Annotated in this window: 14 protein-coding genes; 3 read left to right on the top strand and 11 right to left on the bottom strand. The window is 61.0% G+C overall.

The window, feature by feature from the left end:
• Nucleotide 1: 1 nt before the first annotated feature.
• The 5 genes from C8K44_RS19720 to C8K44_RS19700 are packed head-to-tail and all read right to left on the bottom strand — an operon-like array spanning nt 2 to nt 4,888.
• Nucleotides 2-1,036: an ABC transporter substrate-binding protein gene (locus tag C8K44_RS19720; RefSeq protein WP_245417565.1), complete on the bottom strand. Its 1,035-nt coding sequence runs from the start codon at nt 1,034-1,036 to the stop codon at nt 2-4.
• A gap of 39 nt (nt 1,037-1,075) precedes the next feature.
• Nucleotides 1,076-2,434, bottom strand: a complete 1,359-nt coding sequence (locus tag C8K44_RS19715) for an FAD-binding oxidoreductase (protein ID WP_109577474.1) — start codon at nt 2,432-2,434, stop codon at nt 1,076-1,078.
• 15 nt (nt 2,435-2,449) lie between these two features.
• Entirely contained in the window at nt 2,450-3,289 is an 840-nt protein-coding gene (locus C8K44_RS19710) for an ABC transporter permease (RefSeq protein WP_109577557.1), read from the bottom strand.
• Complete coding sequence (locus C8K44_RS19705) at nt 3,276-4,064, bottom strand: ABC transporter ATP-binding protein (protein WP_245417564.1); 789 nt, start codon at nt 4,062-4,064, stop codon at nt 3,276-3,278. Before C8K44_RS19705 ends, C8K44_RS19710 begins: the two co-directional genes overlap by 14 nt.
• A gap of 23 nt (nt 4,065-4,087) precedes the next feature.
• Entirely contained in the window at nt 4,088-4,888 is an 801-nt protein-coding gene (locus C8K44_RS19700) for a creatininase family protein (protein WP_108606943.1), read from the bottom strand.
• A 444-nt stretch (nt 4,889-5,332) separates the two neighbouring features.
• Between C8K44_RS19700 and C8K44_RS19695 the strand changes: the two genes are divergently transcribed.
• Nucleotides 5,333-6,331 carry a LysR family transcriptional regulator gene (locus tag C8K44_RS19695; RefSeq protein ID WP_158282768.1) on the top strand — a complete coding sequence of 333 codons (999 nt, stop codon included), beginning with the start codon at nt 5,333-5,335 and terminating at the stop codon, nt 6,329-6,331.
• Between the two features lie 592 nt (nt 6,332-6,923).
• Nucleotides 6,924-7,907: an ABC transporter substrate-binding protein gene (locus tag C8K44_RS19690; RefSeq protein WP_245417563.1), complete on the top strand. Its 984-nt coding sequence runs from the start codon at nt 6,924-6,926 to the stop codon at nt 7,905-7,907.
• 227 nt (nt 7,908-8,134) lie between these two features.
• Here the strand turns inward: C8K44_RS19690 and C8K44_RS19685 are convergent, their stop codons facing one another.
• From C8K44_RS19685 to C8K44_RS19670, 4 genes are all read right to left on the bottom strand, one after another.
• On the bottom strand, nt 8,135-8,899 hold the full coding sequence (locus C8K44_RS19685) for a glucose 1-dehydrogenase (protein ID WP_109577470.1): 765 nt from the start codon (nt 8,897-8,899) through the stop codon (nt 8,135-8,137).
• Between the two features lie 116 nt (nt 8,900-9,015).
• A complete protein-coding gene (locus C8K44_RS19680) occupies nt 9,016-10,632 on the bottom strand; it encodes an AMP-binding protein (RefSeq protein WP_109577469.1) in 1,617 nt (538 codons plus the stop codon).
• A 48-nt stretch (nt 10,633-10,680) separates the two neighbouring features.
• The gene (locus tag C8K44_RS19675) at nt 10,681-11,715 is read right to left on the bottom strand and encodes an NADPH:quinone oxidoreductase family protein (RefSeq protein ID WP_245417561.1); all 1,035 of its coding nucleotides are present in this window, start codon (nt 11,713-11,715) and stop codon (nt 10,681-10,683) included.
• Nucleotides 11,712-13,670, bottom strand: coding sequence for an acetoacetate--CoA ligase (locus C8K44_RS19670; protein WP_109577556.1), 1,959 nt, complete (start codon nt 13,668-13,670; stop codon nt 11,712-11,714). Before C8K44_RS19670 ends, C8K44_RS19675 begins: the two co-directional genes overlap by 4 nt.
• A gap of 246 nt (nt 13,671-13,916) precedes the next feature.
• Here C8K44_RS19670 and C8K44_RS19665 point away from each other — a divergent pair, with 246 nt between their 5' ends.
• Nucleotides 13,917-15,278, top strand: coding sequence for a cytosine deaminase (locus tag C8K44_RS19665; protein WP_109577555.1), 1,362 nt, complete (start codon nt 13,917-13,919; stop codon nt 15,276-15,278).
• Nucleotides 15,279-15,424: 146 nt separating this feature from the next.
• On the opposite strand, the gene C8K44_RS19660 is transcribed toward C8K44_RS19665, so the two are convergent.
• Both C8K44_RS19660 and C8K44_RS19655 read right to left on the bottom strand, forming a co-directional pair.
• Nucleotides 15,425-16,201, bottom strand: coding sequence for an SDR family oxidoreductase (locus tag C8K44_RS19660; RefSeq protein WP_109577467.1), 777 nt, complete (start codon nt 16,199-16,201; stop codon nt 15,425-15,427).
• Between the two features lie 47 nt (nt 16,202-16,248).
• Nucleotides 16,249-16,632 (bottom strand): carboxymuconolactone decarboxylase family protein, encoded by a 384-nt coding sequence (locus tag C8K44_RS19655; protein ID WP_199227151.1) that lies wholly within the window; start codon nt 16,630-16,632, stop codon nt 16,249-16,251.
• Nucleotides 16,633-16,674 lie beyond the last annotated feature (42 nt).

Below are 16,674 nucleotides of genomic sequence, written 5' to 3'. Positions count from 1 at the left end.
GTTATTTGGTCTCAAGCCGCTTCCGCACCTCGAGCCCGACGCCCTTGTTGACGAACTGATCCGTGACGGCCGTCTTGAGGTCGATCTCGCCCGGCTTGTAAAGCCCGACTTCCACCATCTCGTCGTGAAAACCGGCAAGGCGCTTGAGATCGATGGCTCCGAGGCCCTTGTCTACGGCGTCGCCCGTATCGGCGAGGCCTCGCCGTTGGATTTCCGCGACTTCCGCCTCAAGCTTATCTTCAGTCATTTCCGGATTGTCTTCGCGGATCAGGGCATAGGCTTGCTTGCGGTCGCCGTAGAGGTAGTTGTTCCAGCCGATGATCGAGGCATCGACGAAGCGCTGCACGAGGTCTGGGTTGTCTTGGACGAGTTCACTGCGCGTCTCGATGATGTTCGAGTAAGCAGTCCAGCCGTAGTCGGCCAGCATGAACACGTCCGGCTTGAACGTGTCGACGTATAGCGCTTCCGCGGTGGCGTAGGCTTGCTGCACCGAATCGGTCTTGGTCAAGAACGGCGCAAGCGTGTAGTTGTATGGCTTCACCTGGTCGTCGCTGAAGCCGAACTTCAGCTTCAGCCATGGCCACCAGGTGAACTGCGCCGGCTTGCCGATGAAGACCATCGGAGCCGCCTTCATGTCGCCGAGAGTCTTATAACGGCCAGGATGCGCCATCAGTGCCTGCGGGTCCTTCTGGAAGAAGGCTGCCACGATCGTGGTGGGTATCTTGGCCCGGTTGTTTTCCAACGCATTCTGAGGCGACGGAGACAACAGGAAGTCGACCTTGCCGGCCGGCAACAGCGCGCGGGTGTTGACCTGCGGCCCCCCCTGCACGATCTCGACGTCGAGGCCGTACTTCTTGTAGGTGCCGTCGGCAATCGCCTGGTAGAACCCACCCTGACTGCCCTGGGCCTTCCAGTTGGTGGCGAAGCCGACCTTGTCTTGCGCATGGGCCGCCATGCCCGATCCGATCAGACCTCCAGCCAGAGCGGCTAGAGCCAAGCCCATACGCTTGAGTTTAGTTTCAATCATCCCATTCATGGTGTTTTCCTCCCAAGTAGCTGTAGCCGATTGTGACCGTCACTCCCGCCCGACGATCGTGGCCGACTTTCCTCTGTTCAAAAGATCCAGCGGATCGGCGACGCCCTTCATGGCTATCTGCTCCTGATCCGCGACCCGGCCACACTCCTCAAGCGTGAAGGCATGGGCATTGCGAACCAGGCAGCCGTCGGCGGCAAATTCCTGCGCCAGTTCCGCAAGCCGCTCCTGCGAGCTGTAACGGACGAGCGGCAGGCAGGAGACGCGCGGGGCGCCCCCTACCCTGGTGAATTCATGGTGCATCAGGACCTCGTCGCCGTAGCGTGCCATCTGGCGCGTCACGAGCTCCGGATCGAATGGCTGGGCCATCACAAATTGCAGGTAGGTCCAGCCTCTATCCTTCTTGAGCACTTGCAACGTCGTGTGATTGAACGCGCATTCGTGCATCGGAGGCAGTTCCGCATGCTCAAGTTCATCTTCGTCCATGGCGAGGGTGATTTCACCACCGAACGAAGCGGCAAGTTCACGAAACGCTTCAAGATGACTCCGATTAACGACTCCAAACATCGCATGGCGGGCCGCATCGAAATGGGACCCAAGCGACTCGTAATACGGAGCGAAACGTCCCTCCACCGCACTCAACTGGAAAACATCCAGATCTGGGGTGGCGTGGACGGCGCTGCCGAACCGAAGCACATCCTCATAGCTGGCAAACTGGGTGATGCAGTGAATCCAGTCCTCCGCAGCCACCAGCCCGAGTTCGAATTCCAGCAGGATGCCGTTTGTTCCCCATGCGTGGAGAATCGCATCTACCTCGTCGCCGGCGAGCGTGATGATACGTGGCTCCTCCTCGACCGTGAGGACCCGTACGGAGCGGACGAAGTGAGATTCCTGAATGATCCCGTGCCGTATCGACCCGATGCCGGCGAGGCCGCCGGCAATGAAGCCCCCGATCGTCGCGATGCGTTGCGTCGACGGAAACATCATGAGTTGTTGGCCGTGTTGCTCCACCGCTTCCTGGATAACCGAGATGCGGCAACCGGCCTGGACTCGGACATAACCGTCGCCAACCTCGATGACGCGGTCGAGCTTCGTCATGTCGATGACCGCACCGCCGGCCAGCGGCACGCTCTGGCCGTAATTGCCGGTGCCGCCACCGCGCAGGGTGAGCGGCACCTGATGACGGGCCGCCGCAGCGGCGATCGCCACGATCTCTGCTTCATCGCGAGGCTGCAGCACGACGTCGGCGCGACATTCCTTCAGACGGGCGTCCAGGATCGGTGAGTACCAGTAGAAGTCACGAGATTTGAGCCTAAGCTGCTGCGGGTCCGTGGACTGGGTAATGCCAGGGAGATCGGCCTGCAGTGCCTTGAGGTCAAAGGATGCTTGGGTATGTATCATCAGAATTTCCCCGACCTAGCCTTCGCTCTTGATTTCGCTCTCGTGCCAGTAGCCGAGGAGCCGCTTCGACAGCCAGATGTTGATCATGAAGATCGCCATGCCGCACATCGAGACGAGCACCAGGGACGAGAACATGCGTGGTATCTCGTTTCGGAAGCTCGCTTCCAGAATGCGGGAGGCGAGGCCGGTATCCCGACCGGAGGCACCGGCAACGAACTCGGCAACGACAGCGCCGATCAGCGCCAGCCCGCCGGCAATCTTGAGACCTGCCATGAAGAAGGGCAGAGCCGAAGGGGCAAGCAGGTAGCGGAACGTCTGCCAGGGTGTGGCCCGGTAGAGTCGGAACAAGGCCTTGAGATTGTGATCCGCGCTGCGCAGGCCGATCACGGTGTTCGACAGCATGGGAAAGAAGGCGACGATCCAGGCGCAGATCAGCAGCGCAGCAAAGGTGCTGTCCACGTAGATCATGATCAGCGGCGCGATGGCGATGATCGGCGTCACTTGCAGCATGATGGCGAAGGGAAAGAAGCTAAGTTCAATCAGCGGCGATAGGGCGAAGATGGTGCCGATCAACGCTCCACTTAGGACGGCAAGAGCCAGGGCCATCAAAGTCAGCCTGAGCGTGAACCAAAGCGAGGATTCAAGGGAGGAAAAATTCTCCACCAGGGTCTGAAGGATAAGGGATGGCGCAGGCAGGATGTACGGTGGCACTGCCTGCTGCCACACGTAAAACTCCCAGGCTGCCAACCAGGCGAACATGGTTGCCAAGGGCAATGCGAGCCGCAACAATCGCTCGCCCTTGCCGGTCACAGCCGCCTGTACGACGCGGGGCTTTTGACTTTCAGTGGTCGACATCGTTTCCATCCAGCGTGCTCCTCAGTGCCTTGCTCACGTGCTTGCAGTACTCGGCGTACTCGGCCGATACTCGGAATTCCTCGTCGCGCGGATAGGGAGCCGATATGGTGATATCGTCGACAACGCGCCCGGGACGCGCAGCCATGACGATGATGCGATTGGACAGATAGACGGATTCCCAGACGCTGTGCGTGACGAAGATCACCGTCAGATCGTGCTCCGACCAGAGCCTCAACACGTCGTTGTTGAGCTTGATGCGCGTCATCTCGTCGAGCGCCGCAAACGGCTCGTCCATAAGCAGGACGCGCGGCCGCGTCACCATCGCCCTGGCAATGGAGACGCGCATTTTCATTCCACCCGACAATTCACGCGGATAGACGGCAGCGAAGTTCGCCAAACCGACCTGCTCAAGCGCTTCCTCGACGAGCGGCTGCGCCGCCTTGCGACTGGTTCCGACGAGCTTGAGGGGCAGATAGACATTCTCGAACACCGTCGCCCAGGGCATCAGCGTCGGCTCCTGGAAAACGAAACCGATGTCATGGACGTGCTTGCTGGCTGCGCCTGACTCCTTGCTCCACTCGATCGAACCCGTCGATGGCGCAGTAAGTCCGGCGATCATGCGCAGAGCCGTGCTCTTGCCGCAGCCCGATGGCCCAAGAAAGCTGATGAACTGCCGCTGCCCGATATCCAACGACAGATCGCGCAAGGCGACGGTCCCGTTGGCGAAGCGCTTGTCGACGCCGCTGATACGGATCAGGCTGTCGGCTTTCGTCATGGTAGGTACAATTCCCATTGCGGTCACCACGCCGGCTCGTTGGTGAGCCATGTGAGGGGCGCCTCATGGATCTCCCGCAGCAGTTCGACGAATCGCTCGGCCACGAACTCAAGCCCTTGCTTGCCCTTGTCGGCAGTTGCTGCGGCAGCATCCCCACAGGCCCCGCACGGATGCAGATCCTGAATCTGCCAGCCCAGCTTTGTCAGCGGGCCGATGGACAAATGCGTATTCGTCTCGGCCAGGCGCTCATGCAGCCCCACGAACCGCTCCGCCTTGCTCATGTCGACGAGGTCTGGACGCAGCGCCAGCATCATCGATGTTTCCTTGTCTCCCGCGTGGATGCCGAACCTCGACTCGGCAGCGCTGAAGAGGCCGGACGGCATGCCGAATGCATGCGTGGCGGTCGCCACCGTGAAAAGGCCATGTCGCACACGAAGATCCCGCGCGACGATGTCCAGCACAGCGGTTTGCCCGCCATGGCTGTTCAGAAGCACCAGCTTACGCACGCCCGAAGCCGCAACGCTTTCGCCGATATCCATCAGCACGCGAAGCAGCGTGTCGGCCGAGAGCGTCAGCGTGCCGGGGAAGCGGCTGTGTTCATTGCTCTTTCCAACGCGCTGACCGGGAAGAAAGACCACCGGCAGATCGTCCGGCAGCCGCTTGATAGTCTCCGCGACCACGCCCTCGCTGATGGTCGTATCCACGGAAACAGGCAGATGCGGGCCGTGCTGTTCGATTGCCGATACAGGCAAAACAGCGATCAGCTCGTCGCGTTTGAGTTTGGCGAAAGCGGCACTTGTATAGTCGGCCCAGTATCGCAGCATCGTGTCCTAACCTCCCAGGTTTCAGGCATCCTTACCATTTGTAAAAATACTTTGCGTTGGTTCAAACCTCGTGTCAAGCCACTTGCCATCACACTGAACACGGATCGAACCGTCGCCTGATCTCACTCCGTTTTTGCCTCCGGACCGCAGAAAGCCGCATCCTGCAGCACAACCGGCGGAGTGAACGGGGTTTCGGAATTCACCCATTTCGCCCCGACCGCCCTCCAATCAGGCCGGGCGTGATCCAAACCGCGCTGCTATGAAACGCCCAATCCGCGGTATTTGCGGCACGAAAGTGCCCAATCACACCGTTTGACACGGTGCGCCTCCAAAGCGTACTTTCCACATGTAAAAATACTGTACGAAAGATCAGACGTCTGTTTCGAGAGCAACACGCATGCCGGCTGGCATGCCGCGGTACCCAACTTGGTGGAGGCAGGTGCATTGGAGTTTCGTCAGCTGGAATATTTCCTCGCCATTATCGAGGGCGGGTCCCTCTCTAAGGCGGCCACGGTGGTGGGCATAGCCCAGCCAGCCCTAAGCAGGCGAATGCGCCAGTTGGAAGAGGAACTCAACGTTCAGCTGTTCTACCGCCATGGGCGCGGCATCCGGCTGACCAGCGAAGGAAAGCAGCTTCAGAGCGTAGTTGCACCGATCATCCGCGATCTGGAGCAGGTTCGATCTGAGCTCAGGGAAAGTTCCGTCGTGCCTACCGGAAAGATCAGCTTCGGTGTGCCTCCGTCCATAAGTGCCGCCATCGGCGCGGAGATCGTTGCCAAGTTTTCGCGACGGTTTCCCCAGGTGAAAGTACACCTGGTCGACGGGCTGTCCGGCTTCATCAATGAATGGCTGACCGCGGGGCGGATCGACATGGCTGTCATCAATCACGCCAGGCGCTCTCCGTACATGCGGATGGACTACCTGATGTCCGTCGATTTGTTTCTCTTCGGTCCGCGTGATGACATCGATGCAATTTCCCCCAATTCCGATGTCTTTCCGACCAGCGACTTGACCAAGCTTCCTCTTTTGCTGGTTGGCCGCCATCACGGCTTGAGGCGCGAGTTGGACGGTGCGATGCGCAAGCTTGGCCTTGAGCTCAATGTCAAAGCGGAGGTCGATGCGTTGGTTGCGCTAAAAAACCTCGTGCGCGGCGGCCATGGCTTCACCGTTCTTCCACACGGCCTGATCCTGCCAGAGGTCGGCAACCGCGATTTCGGCTTCCGCCGCCTCGTCGAACCTGGGCTGCGCCAAGACTTCATGATTGCGTTCTCGCTTCAGACACAAACCACACGCGCCATGCGGGAACTGGCTAAACTGGTTCGTACGGAAGTCAGCCTGGCCTTGAACGACGGCCGGTTGGTAGGTCACGTCGAGCAGCGCACGACGGCCAGGATTGGCGATTGCGCCGAAAGGCTCCAGGCCGCGCTGTCTGGCGTTCTCTGATCAGGACTGCATTCGCATAACCAGCAGGCATCACCGGCCGGGCGCACGGCGCCCAGCATTGCGTTCGCGTCGAAGCATGTAGCCATGCCCCCGGCGACACGAGCCGATAGGCCCGCCCGCGCCACGGATCAAATCCGCCTCGCGTGTCACGATCTTCCTTTTCTGGCCATCTGTGCAACAGCCAACGGACGACGGCCCGACACGACCGGCGATCGCTTGTCTGTGTTTTGTGAGAGTAGGGCCGTCGGCCATGCGACTTAGCCAGCTATACCCAGCCAGCATATCTTCTGTTCCCCGCAGGCGCATGGAACCCACTGGGTATCTGCAGCACAGTGGTCCCGACAACAAAAGAATGCACCGCGCATTTGAGGGTCGGCGCGACCAGCCGCGATACATCGCAACCTGACCTCGCGCCGCACAAAGGCAGCCCCGTCACGACCTCGACGGGACCTCCGATCGGGCAAACCACCAACAGGAGTAGATCAAAGAAGACGTCAGGCGGGGCCTACGTGACCGTTATCTGCAAGCAACTCTGGGAGGAGACAAAATGAACGGAATGATAGTAACGAGCCTAAAGCGATTGAGCTGTGCGATGTCGCTAGTGGTTGGTCTGGTTGGGTCGGTCGTGACCGTCCAGGCGCAAGACAAGGTCGCATTCGCAACCAATTGGAAGGCTCAAGGCAGCCATGGCGGCTTCTACCAGGCAGTCGCCGACGGCACCTACAAGAAGTTTGGCCTCGACGTCGAGATCGTCCAGGGCGGCCCGCAGATCAACACTCGCGCTCTGCTGTCCGCAGCAAAAGTCGACTTCCTTTTGTCGGTGCCACAGAATGTTCTGGAGAATTACCGGGCGAACATACCAACGGTCATGGTGGCGGCCCTGCTCCAGAAAGACCCGATAGCGGTGATGGCGCATCCGGGAAAATTCAAGGACATCGCCGATATGCGTCGCGCGCAAACAATCTACGTCGCTCGCCCTGCCCAGTTCAGTTGGTGGCCGTGGGCAAAACGTGCGTTTGATCTCAGCGATGACCAGGTGAAGGCATACAACTACACCATGGCGCCGTTCCTCGCCAATCCGGAGTCGGTCCAGCAGGCCTACGCCACGTCGGAACCCCTCTACATCGACGCGTTCAAGCCGGACGTGTTCCTGCTCGCAGATTATGGCTGGTCCGCCTACTCCAGCGTCATTGAAACGCGCACCGAACTGGTTGACGACAACCCGGACCTGGTCAGCCGTTTCATCGACGCGACCATGATCGGCTACAGCAATTTCCTCTATGGCGACCGCACCCCAGCATACGACTTGATTCGAAAAGACAATCCCGAAATGACGGTTGAAAAGCTGGACGCCGAGGTCAACGAGATCCTCCGCCTGGGCCTCATCGACGGCGGTGACGCCGTGGAACGTGGTATCGGCGCTGTCGATCTCAAGCGTTTCTCCAAGTTCTATGACGACATGGTGGACGTCGGGCTCTACAAGCCCGGCGAGATTGACCTCGCCAAGGTCGTCACCGACAAGTTCGTAAACAAGGCTGTCGGCGTCGATATCCGCAAGCGGGCTCAAGGCAACTAGCAGCAGCGGTTCGGGCCATCGCGTGAAAAAGGCAACTTTTAGCCATGAACCGAAAGTTGCCTTTTTACTCGCGGGTCACTTCTGCCACTTAGACAAGCCGATCCGAAAGTGCTGTGAGCAGCCACCGCCTCGGGCTCGTATGCTCCAGAAGCCAATTGCGTGTCTTGCGCCCGTCAAACGCCCACACGTCAAAGGCTGGCACAAGAGAGTGCCTCGCCTCTCTCCGTTCACGCCTGCACGGAGAAGCCACCATCCACGGTCAGGGATGCGCCCGTCACGAAGTCGGACGCCGAGCTCGCCAGGAACACGACTGGACCGGCAAGTTCTTCTGGCCGACCCCAGCGTTTTGCCGGGGTCCTGTCGATCACATGCTGCGCGAGTCCCGCAACCTCGCTGCGCGCCGAAACCGTCAGGTCGGTATCGATCCACCCTGGCAGGATGGCATTTACCTGGATATTGGAAGATGCCCAGGCGGTGGCCAAAGCCCTGGTGAATTGCACAAGTCCACCCTTGCTCGCCGAATAGGCCACCGAAAACGGCGCTCCGAACACCGCGAGAATTGACGCGATGTTGATGATCTTGCCGCCACCCCTGGCCTTCATGCTGTCGAATACCGCCTGGGACAGGTAAAATGCGCTCGACAGATTGGTGTCGATGACATCCTTCCAGTCTGCCTCGGAATAGTCCTCAGGCGACTTGCGGATAGCGATCCCGGCGTTGTTGATGAGAATGTCGACGCCGCCGCATTTTTCGACAATGGAAGCGACAAGTTTCCTGCATTCGCTCTCAGAGGTTACATCAGCCTCGAAAAACAGCGCTTCAAATCCGTCTGCCTTCAATGCGGCGACTGCGTTCTTTCCCTTGTCCCGGTTACGTCCGACAAGCACCGGAGTTGCCCCCGCAGCCGCAAGTCCTCGAGCCATCTCAAGCCCCATCCCGCCATTCCCGCCAGTTACGACTGCCACTCGTCCATCAAGTTTGAAAAGGTCCACTCGTTTTTCCTAGGTTTTGAATTCGTTGCAGAAAACCCCGCCGCGCGAAGCCGCGCCCAGTGACAGCGGGTTGCCAGCCAAAGGCTGCTGGCGGATTCACGCCACTCTCAGCGCCGCTATTCCGCGCCGGTTGCAAGTTCCCTGGCGCGCGCGCGAAGCATGAACTTCTGCACTTTTCCCGTGCCGGTCTTTGGCAGTTCACCGAAACTGAAGTAACGCGGCGTTTTGTACGGCGCCAATCTTTCCCGGCAATATGCCTTCAACTCTTCGGTACTGACCCCGGCATTCGGCCTCACCTCGATGAATGCATAGGGCGTTTCGCCCCATTTGGCATCGGGTGCGGCGACCACTGCAGCAAGCAGGACGGCCGGATGCTGATGCAGCGCGTTCTCGATCTCGATGCTCGAAATGTTCTCGCCACCAGAAATGATGATGTCTTTCGAGCGGTCCTTGATCTCGACGCTGCCGTCCGAATGACGGACCGCCATGTCTCCCGTATGGAATACGTCGTTGAGGAAGGCTGCGGAAGTCGCCTCGGCATCGCGATAATAGCCGGCCATCACGGTGTTGCCCGCCAGCACGATCTCGCCGAGCGTCACTCCGTCCGCCGGCACTTCCTTCGCCGCGTCGTCGAGGACGCGAACGCGACTGGCCGAAATGTGCCTTACCCCTTGTTTCGACAGTTCGACGGCTTTCCCCGCCGCATCGAGCGAGTTCTGGTTTTCGGCGAGTGTCTGCATGGTCACCGGCCCGAACGATTCAGTGAGGCCATAGAGGTGCGTGAGGTCAAGACCCAACGCATCGAGTTCCTTGATCAAGGTGCTGGTCGGGGCCGCCCCACCCATGGCGACGTTGACGCGCCGGGCCGGGTCGTGACCTTCTCGCGCCGGGTGATTGAGAAGCATGTAAAGCACAACCGGCGCGCAGGACATGTGCGTGACGCCATGTCTTGCAATCTCGGCAAAGACGACGCCCGGGTCGACCTTGTCGAGGCAGACATGCAGCGCACCGGCCGCAGTGACGGCCCAGGTGTGGCACCACCCGTTGCAATGGAACATCGGCAGCGTCCACAGATAGGCGGAACGCGAATTGAGCCCGAGGGCCAGGACATTGCCGATCGAATTGAGGTAGGCGCCGCGGTGATGGCAAACCACACCCTTCGGGTCGCCCGTGGTTCCGGACGTGTAGTTCAGGCTGATGGGCTGCCATTCGTCGACGACGGCCGAGTTCTCGAGCGCTATGTCGATGCCGTCGTCTGCGAGAAGATCGAGCACGTCCAGGCTGGCAAGCTGTTCGCCGCCGTCTGCAAAGGCGACGCATTGGACTCCGGCGGCCTTCGCGGCCAGGCTGGCAACGTCACGGCTCGCGGCATCGCTGAGAACCATTCGGCTTTCGGCATGGTTGAGAATGAAGCCGACGGCGTCGGCATCGAGCCGCGTGTTGACGGTGTTGAGAACCGCCCCGATCATCGGCACGGCATAATGCGCGGCAAGCATCTCGGGCCGGTTGCCGGCCATGATGGAGACGACGTCTCCTGCCTGCACGCCTCGCTCTTTCAAGAAACGGCAAAGCCGGCCGACCATCCGGGCGAATTCACGATAAGTCCAACGTCTGTCGCGCCAGGCAACCGCCGGACGCGTCGGAAAAACTTCGACCGATCGCAACAGGAAATCCACCGGCGTAAGCGCAACGTAGTTCGCAGGGCGCGCCGACAGATGTGGTTCCAGACGCATTGATACTCTCCCTCCTCTCGGGCCGGCGCCTTGGCACGATCACCAGCGTCACCCCAATGACATCGACAAAACGATTTTTCCCGACACTTCCCGCGCCGCGAGCGCCTTCAGGGCGAGCCCGGCTTCTTCGAGGCGGAACCTCCTCTGAATCGAGGGCTTGATCTTCTTGCGGACATAAAGATCAGTCAGTTCCGCGACCGATGCATGATGGCGCTGCGGATCACGCTCCATTGCCGCGCCCCAAAACACGCCCCTCACGTCGCAACCTTTCAGCAGCGGCAGATTGAGGGGAAGACTTGGCACACCCGCCGCAAAGCCAACAACCAGGTAACGGCCCTGCCAGCCAATCGACCGCATGGCCGGCTCGGCGTATTCTCCCCCGACGGCATCGTATACGACCGACGCACCATCCCGGCCGCAGGCAGCCTTGAACAAGCCGGCCAGGCGTTTCTGGCCCTCGCGTCCCAGTGCGCCGCGCGGATAGAGCACGGTCTCATCCGCCCCAAGCGACCGGGCGATCGCCAGCTTCTCCTCGGCTGAGGCAGCCGCGACGACTTTAGCGCCCAGGGCCTTGCCGAGTTCGACCGCCGCCAGCCCCACGCCCCCGCCGGCTCCCAGCACCAGCAGGGTTTCGCCCTGCCCAAGTGCCGAGCGGTCGCCCAAGGCGTGATAGGCCGTGCAGTAGGCCATCAGGAAGGCTGCGGCGTCGTCGTATGGCATGCTGTCGGGAATGGGCGAACAACGAGCGGCGTCGACGCAGACATATTCTGCCATGCCGCCCCAGCCGAGCATCGCCATGACCCGGTCGCCCACGCAAGGCCAACTCACAGCTTCGCCGACCGCATCGACAATTCCTGAGACTTCGGCACCCGGCGAGAATGGACGCTCGGGCCTGTATTGATAGCGGTCGTCGATAATCAGCAAATCCGGATAGTTGATCCCGACGGCCCGAACCCGGATGCGTACCTGGCCGGGCGCGGGCTCGGGTATAGGCACGTATCTCAGGACGAGCGTTTCTGGCCCGCCCGCCTTCTCGCTGAGGACCGCCGCCATTGTATCTTGAGGCTCTGACAACTGCGTCATCTTGCGAGCGCTCCCAGCCCAACGAAGAGCTCCAGCGCTTCCGGATTTGCCAGCGCTTCCTGGTTCTTGACGGGTCGGCCATGGATGATGTCGCGGACGGCGAGTTCGGTGATCTTGCCCGACTTGGTGCGCGGGATGTCGGCGACCGCGACGATGCGCGCCGGCACGTGGCGCGGGCTGGCGCCGGTGCGGATCTTGCTGCGAATGCGCTTTTCCAGCTCCGCGTCCAGCGAAACGCCCGGGGCGAGGCGGACGAACAGCACCACGCGCACGTCGTCCTGCCAGTCCTGGCCAATGCAGATCGCCTCGACGATCTCGGGCATCTGCTCGACCTGGTTGTAGATCTCGGCGGTGCCGATGCGCACCCCGCCCGGATTGAGCGTCGCATCCGAGCGGCCATGGATGATCATGCCGCCATGGGCTGTCCATTCGGCGAAGTCGCCATGGCACCAGACATTGTCGAAGCGTTCGAAATAGGCGGCGTGGTATTTGGCGCCGTCCGGATCGTTCCAGAAGCCGATCGGCATCGCCGGAAACGCCCTGGCGCAGACGAGTTCGCCCTTTTCCTCGCGCACCGGCTTGCCGTCGTCGTTCCAGACCTCGACGGCAAGGCCGAGGCCCGCGCCCTGGATCTCGCCGCTCCACACCGGCTCGGTCGGCACGCCGAGCACGAAGCATGAGACGATGTCGGTGCCGCCGGAGATCGAGGCGAGGTGCAAATCCTTCTTGATGCCGTCATAGACGAAGGCAAAGCACTCCGGCGACAAAGGCGAGCCGGTCGACGATATGGTGCGGACGGAGGTGAGATCGTGGCTGTCGATGGGACGCAGGCCGGCCTTGCGCACAGAATCGATGAATTTCGCCGAGGTGCCGAAATAGGTCATCTTCTCGGCCTGGGCGAAGTCGAACAAAACGTTGCCGTTGGGATGGAACGGCGAGCCGTCATAAAGCAGAAGCGCCGCCTCCGCGGCCAGCCCCGAGACCAGCCAATTCCACATCATCCAGCCGCAGGTGGTGAAGTAGAACAAGCGGTCGCCGGGCTTGAGGGACGCATGCAGGCGCAGTTCCTTGAGATGCTGGATCAGCGTGCCGCCGGCCGAATGGACGATGCATTTGGGAATGCCGGTCGTGCCCGAGGAAAACAGGATGTAGAGCGGATGCGAAAACGGCAGCTGTTCGAAGCCCACCGGCCTTGCCGCGAACGGCGCTAGGGCATCGTCGAGGGTCTCGGCCTTGGCTATGCCGGAGGCCACATCCCCGGATGTGCCGAGATAGTCGACCACCAGCACCTTGCTCACGGTGGTCAGCTTTTCGGCCACCGCCGCGACCTTCTCGCCGACCTCGATGTGCTTGCCGGCATACCAGTACCCGTCGGGCACGATGAAGACCTTCGGTTCGATCTGGCCGAAGCGGTCGAGCACACCCTGTGCGCCGAAATCGGGAGAGCATGACGACCACACCGCCCCGATCGAGGCGGCTGCCAGCATCGCCGCAACCGTCTCGGGCATGTTGGGCATCATCGCAGCGATGCGGTCGCCCGTTGTGACGCCGAGCGAGACGAACAGTTGCTGCAGCTTCGACACCAGGGCCGCCAGCTCATCCCAGGACAGCCGCCGCTCGACCTTGTCTTCGCCGCGAAAGACGATCGCCTCGCCTGAGCCCGATCCGCGCAACAGGTTCTCGGCGAAGTTCAGCCGCGCATCAGGGAAGAAGGCAGCCCCCGGCATCTTGTCGCCGTCAATCAGCACGCGGCCGCCCTTTTCGCCGACGATCCCGCAGAAATCCCAGACCAGGTCCCAGAAGCCCTCGCGCTCGTCGACCGACCAGGCGTCCAACTCGGCATAGCTGGAGAATGCCCGCCCCGCGCGCCTGGACGCCTCGGCCATGAACGCCGTCAACGGCGCTTCCGCGACCTGCTCGGCGGAAGGCACCCACAGCGGCGTTTCAACGGACATCGGCATCTCTCCCGATTTAGGCATGCGACAAACCGCCTCTTGCGTCAGATCCGCATGGTTGCATTGACTCTTCGCCAGCTTAAACAGATATCTGTGATCACAGATATCTACCTACTCGATTCTATTGCAAACTGCAAACAACCGAGCCGTGAAATGTTGCCGCGTATGCCCTTTTTGCAGGCCAGCAAGGCGCGGCGGCCGTTCGCGCCCCTCACGAATGACCACCCCCAGCGAATGGATGACTTGATGACCCGCCCCACCCCAGATCGCCAATCGTTGCGCGAGGCGCTCACCGACGGTGCACGCCATGGGCGCTATGTACTTCGCAACTTGCGGCTTTGTTCGGCCCTGACGACCACGGCATCCGCGGCGGCTGATGCGGAATTCATGCTCACCGATGTAACGATAGACAATGGCGAGATCGCAGCGACAACCCCTGCGGGCCTTGTCACTGCCGACGCTGGCACCCTTTCGATCGATGCCGGCGGAAGGATTGCCTTGCCCGCATTCGTCGACTGCCACACGCATCTCGACAAGGGCCATATCCTGCCGCGAACGCCTGAGGCGGATGGCTCATTCGCCGGCGCCATGACCGCCACCATTTCCGACCGCACGCAAAATTGGTCGCATGAAGATGTAGCACGGCGCATGGATTTCGCGCTCCGATGTGCTTACCACTACGGCACCATTGCAATCCGCACGCATCTCGATTCAAAGCCGCCACAGGATGCGATCTCGTGGCCGGTGTTCCAGGAATTGCGCGACCAATGGCGCGGACGCATCGAACTGCAGGCCGCTTGCCTGTTTGGCATCGACCTGGCACGCGATCCGGTCGCCCTCGAAAGCATCGCCCGGCGCGTAGCCGCCGCCGGCGGCATTCTCGGCGCTGTGGCATTCCCAACGCCGGACCTCGATTTGCTGCTCGACCGGATGTTTGCCACGGCCGCCCGCTTCGGAATGGACCTCGATTTCCATGCCGACGAAACTGCCGATCCCTCAGCAGACGCCCTACGTCGCATCGCTGAGACCGCGCTTCGGTCTCGCTTTTCCGGAAAGGTACTTGTTGGGCATTGCTGCTCGCTGGCGAGACAAGACCATGCAGCGGTCGATGAAACGCTCGACAAGGTCGCATTGGCTGGAGTGGCAGTGGTTTCACTGCCGATGTGCAATCTCTATCTGCAGGACCGTCGCCAAGACGGCACCACGCCACGCTGGCGCGGCGTCACGCTGTTGCATGAAATGAAGCAGCGCGGCATTGCCGTGGCACTGGCCTCCGACAATACGCGCGATCCGTTCTATGCCTATGGCGACCTCGACATGATGGAAACCTATCGGATGGGGACCCGGATCCTGCACCTCGATCACCAGGTGGGAGACTGGCCGAGGGCGGTATCGGCTACGCCGGCTGCAATCATGCGTCTCGACGGCAACGGCGTGATCGCCGAAGGGCAGCCCGCCGATTTCACCTTGTTCGAGGGCCGCACGTGGTCAGAATTGCTGTCACGCCCTGAAGGCAACCGCATCGTTGTTCGGCGCGGCGCACCCATCGACGCGCCGCTGCCATCCTACGCGGATCTTGACGACCTTCCAGGCCTGGCACTGCAATGAGCAGTCAAAGCATATCGGCGGCCGGTCCTTCCGGCCGCCGATATGGGGCATGGGCTGCGGCAGTTGGACAAGCATCGATGATGGATGCCTATGGAATGCGCCAGGTGCACTCGGTCTGGTCTGCCGCGACCAAAATGCCCGCACCTCTAGCTGAGCATCTGAAGGTCGCCATCCACGGCTATGGCTTGGCCCGTTGTTGTTCGAAACCGCAGCGACGCCAGGCAGACAATGGTGTCCGCAATCTGCCGGGGTGAAACGAATTCCGCGATCGACGCGCACTTCAGGGCGTCTTGCTTCATTTCCTCGAAACTGATGCCGCGAAGCTCTGCCTTCTGGGCGAGAACCGCATCCTGTCTTTCGCCGGAAACAATGCCGGGCAGGATCGCGTTGACGCGAATCCCCAGGCTACCGAGTTCCATTGCGAGGGACTTCGTAAACCCCACGACCGCCCATTTCGACGCGGCATAGGGTGTCCTCAATTGAAACCCCAGCCTGCCCGCCGCAGAGGACATGTTGACGATGCTCGGGTTCTCGCTCGACTTCAAATGCGGGACGGCAAGACGAACGCAATTGAACTGACCGGTCGAGTTGACGTCCAGGGTCCTGTCCCATTCCTCGGGCGGGATCTCGTCGACGCGCCCCACCGGGCCGGCGATGCCGGCATTGTTGACCAGGCAATCTATGCCGCCGAGCTGCTTGACCGCATCGGCGAAGAATTCGGCAACAGAGGCCCGGTCGGAAACATCGCAATAGGATGCCGTCAGCCGGCGATGCAGCTGCCTCACATTCGCCAAGCCGTCGCGATCGACGTCGCAGATGTGCACAAGGGCGCCCTCGTCGAGGAAGGCCTTGGCGATCTTCAGTCCTATCCCGCCAGCGCCTGCGGTAACTACGACACGCAGTCCCTTCAGCCCGAGATCCATCGTCGCTCTCCGTATTGGTCAGCTCGACATTTCACGTGTGCGGCATCTCAATCCGCCGCTTGTTCGGCGAGTACCTGCTGGGCAACGCGGAAGCACTCGAGAGCTCGCGGAACGCCGCAATAGATAGCCACGACATGGATCGCCGCCCTCACCTGTTCCTTCGTTACGCCATTGGCCTTGAGGGCCGCCCGGCAATGGACTTCCCATTCATGCATCTGTCCGAGGGCTCCGATCATGGCCAGATTCATCAGGCTGCGGGTTTTCACGTCGATGGCGTCGTCGCTCCAGCCAAACCCCCAAGCCCATGCCGTCATCGCTTCCTGAAATGGCCGGGTGAAGTCGTCGGCGTCCGTCAAATTGGCAGCCACGTAGCGTTCGCCTAGCGTTGCCTTTCGTTTGGCCACACCACGTTCGAACAGGTTGTTGTCAATCATTGTCTTCCTCCATGCAGCAAAGTCGTTGGGGCGAATCTC

The organism is Aminobacter sp. AP02 (assembly GCF_003148805.1).
In the GTDB taxonomy this organism is placed as follows: Bacteria; Pseudomonadota; Alphaproteobacteria; order Rhizobiales; family Rhizobiaceae; genus Aminobacter.
This window is presented reverse-complemented; position numbering and strand designations above follow the sequence as displayed.

What these genes read in the sequence shown, in the direction of transcription:
- C8K44_RS19680 (WP_109577469.1), bottom strand. Translation starts at nt 10,632, where the DNA reads ATGCGTCTGGAACCACATCTGTCGGCGCGCCCTGCGAACTACGTTGCG.
- C8K44_RS19720 (WP_245417565.1), bottom strand. Translation starts at nt 1,036, where the DNA reads ATGAATGGGATGATTGAAACTAAACTCAAGCGTATGGGCTTGGCTCTA.
- C8K44_RS19700 (WP_108606943.1), bottom strand. Translation starts at nt 4,888, where the DNA reads ATGCTGCGATACTGGGCCGACTATACAAGTGCCGCTTTCGCCAAACTC.
- C8K44_RS19690 (WP_245417563.1), top strand. Translation starts at nt 6,924, where the DNA reads ATGTCGCTAGTGGTTGGTCTGGTTGGGTCGGTCGTGACCGTCCAGGCG.
- C8K44_RS19675 (WP_245417561.1), bottom strand. Translation starts at nt 11,715, where the DNA reads ATGACGCAGTTGTCAGAGCCTCAAGATACAATGGCGGCGGTCCTCAGC.
- C8K44_RS19715 (WP_109577474.1), bottom strand. Translation starts at nt 2,434, where the DNA reads ATGATACATACCCAAGCATCCTTTGACCTCAAGGCACTGCAGGCCGAT.
- C8K44_RS19710 (WP_109577557.1), bottom strand. Translation starts at nt 3,289, where the DNA reads ATGTCGACCACTGAAAGTCAAAAGCCCCGCGTCGTACAGGCGGCTGTG.
- C8K44_RS19670 (WP_109577556.1), bottom strand. Translation starts at nt 13,670, where the DNA reads ATGTCCGTTGAAACGCCGCTGTGGGTGCCTTCCGCCGAGCAGGTCGCG.
- C8K44_RS19705 (WP_245417564.1), bottom strand. Translation starts at nt 4,064, where the DNA reads ATGACGAAAGCCGACAGCCTGATCCGTATCAGCGGCGTCGACAAGCGC.
- C8K44_RS19660 (WP_109577467.1), bottom strand. Translation starts at nt 16,201, where the DNA reads ATGGATCTCGGGCTGAAGGGACTGCGTGTCGTAGTTACCGCAGGCGCT.
- C8K44_RS19665 (WP_109577555.1), top strand. Translation starts at nt 13,917, where the DNA reads ATGACCCGCCCCACCCCAGATCGCCAATCGTTGCGCGAGGCGCTCACC.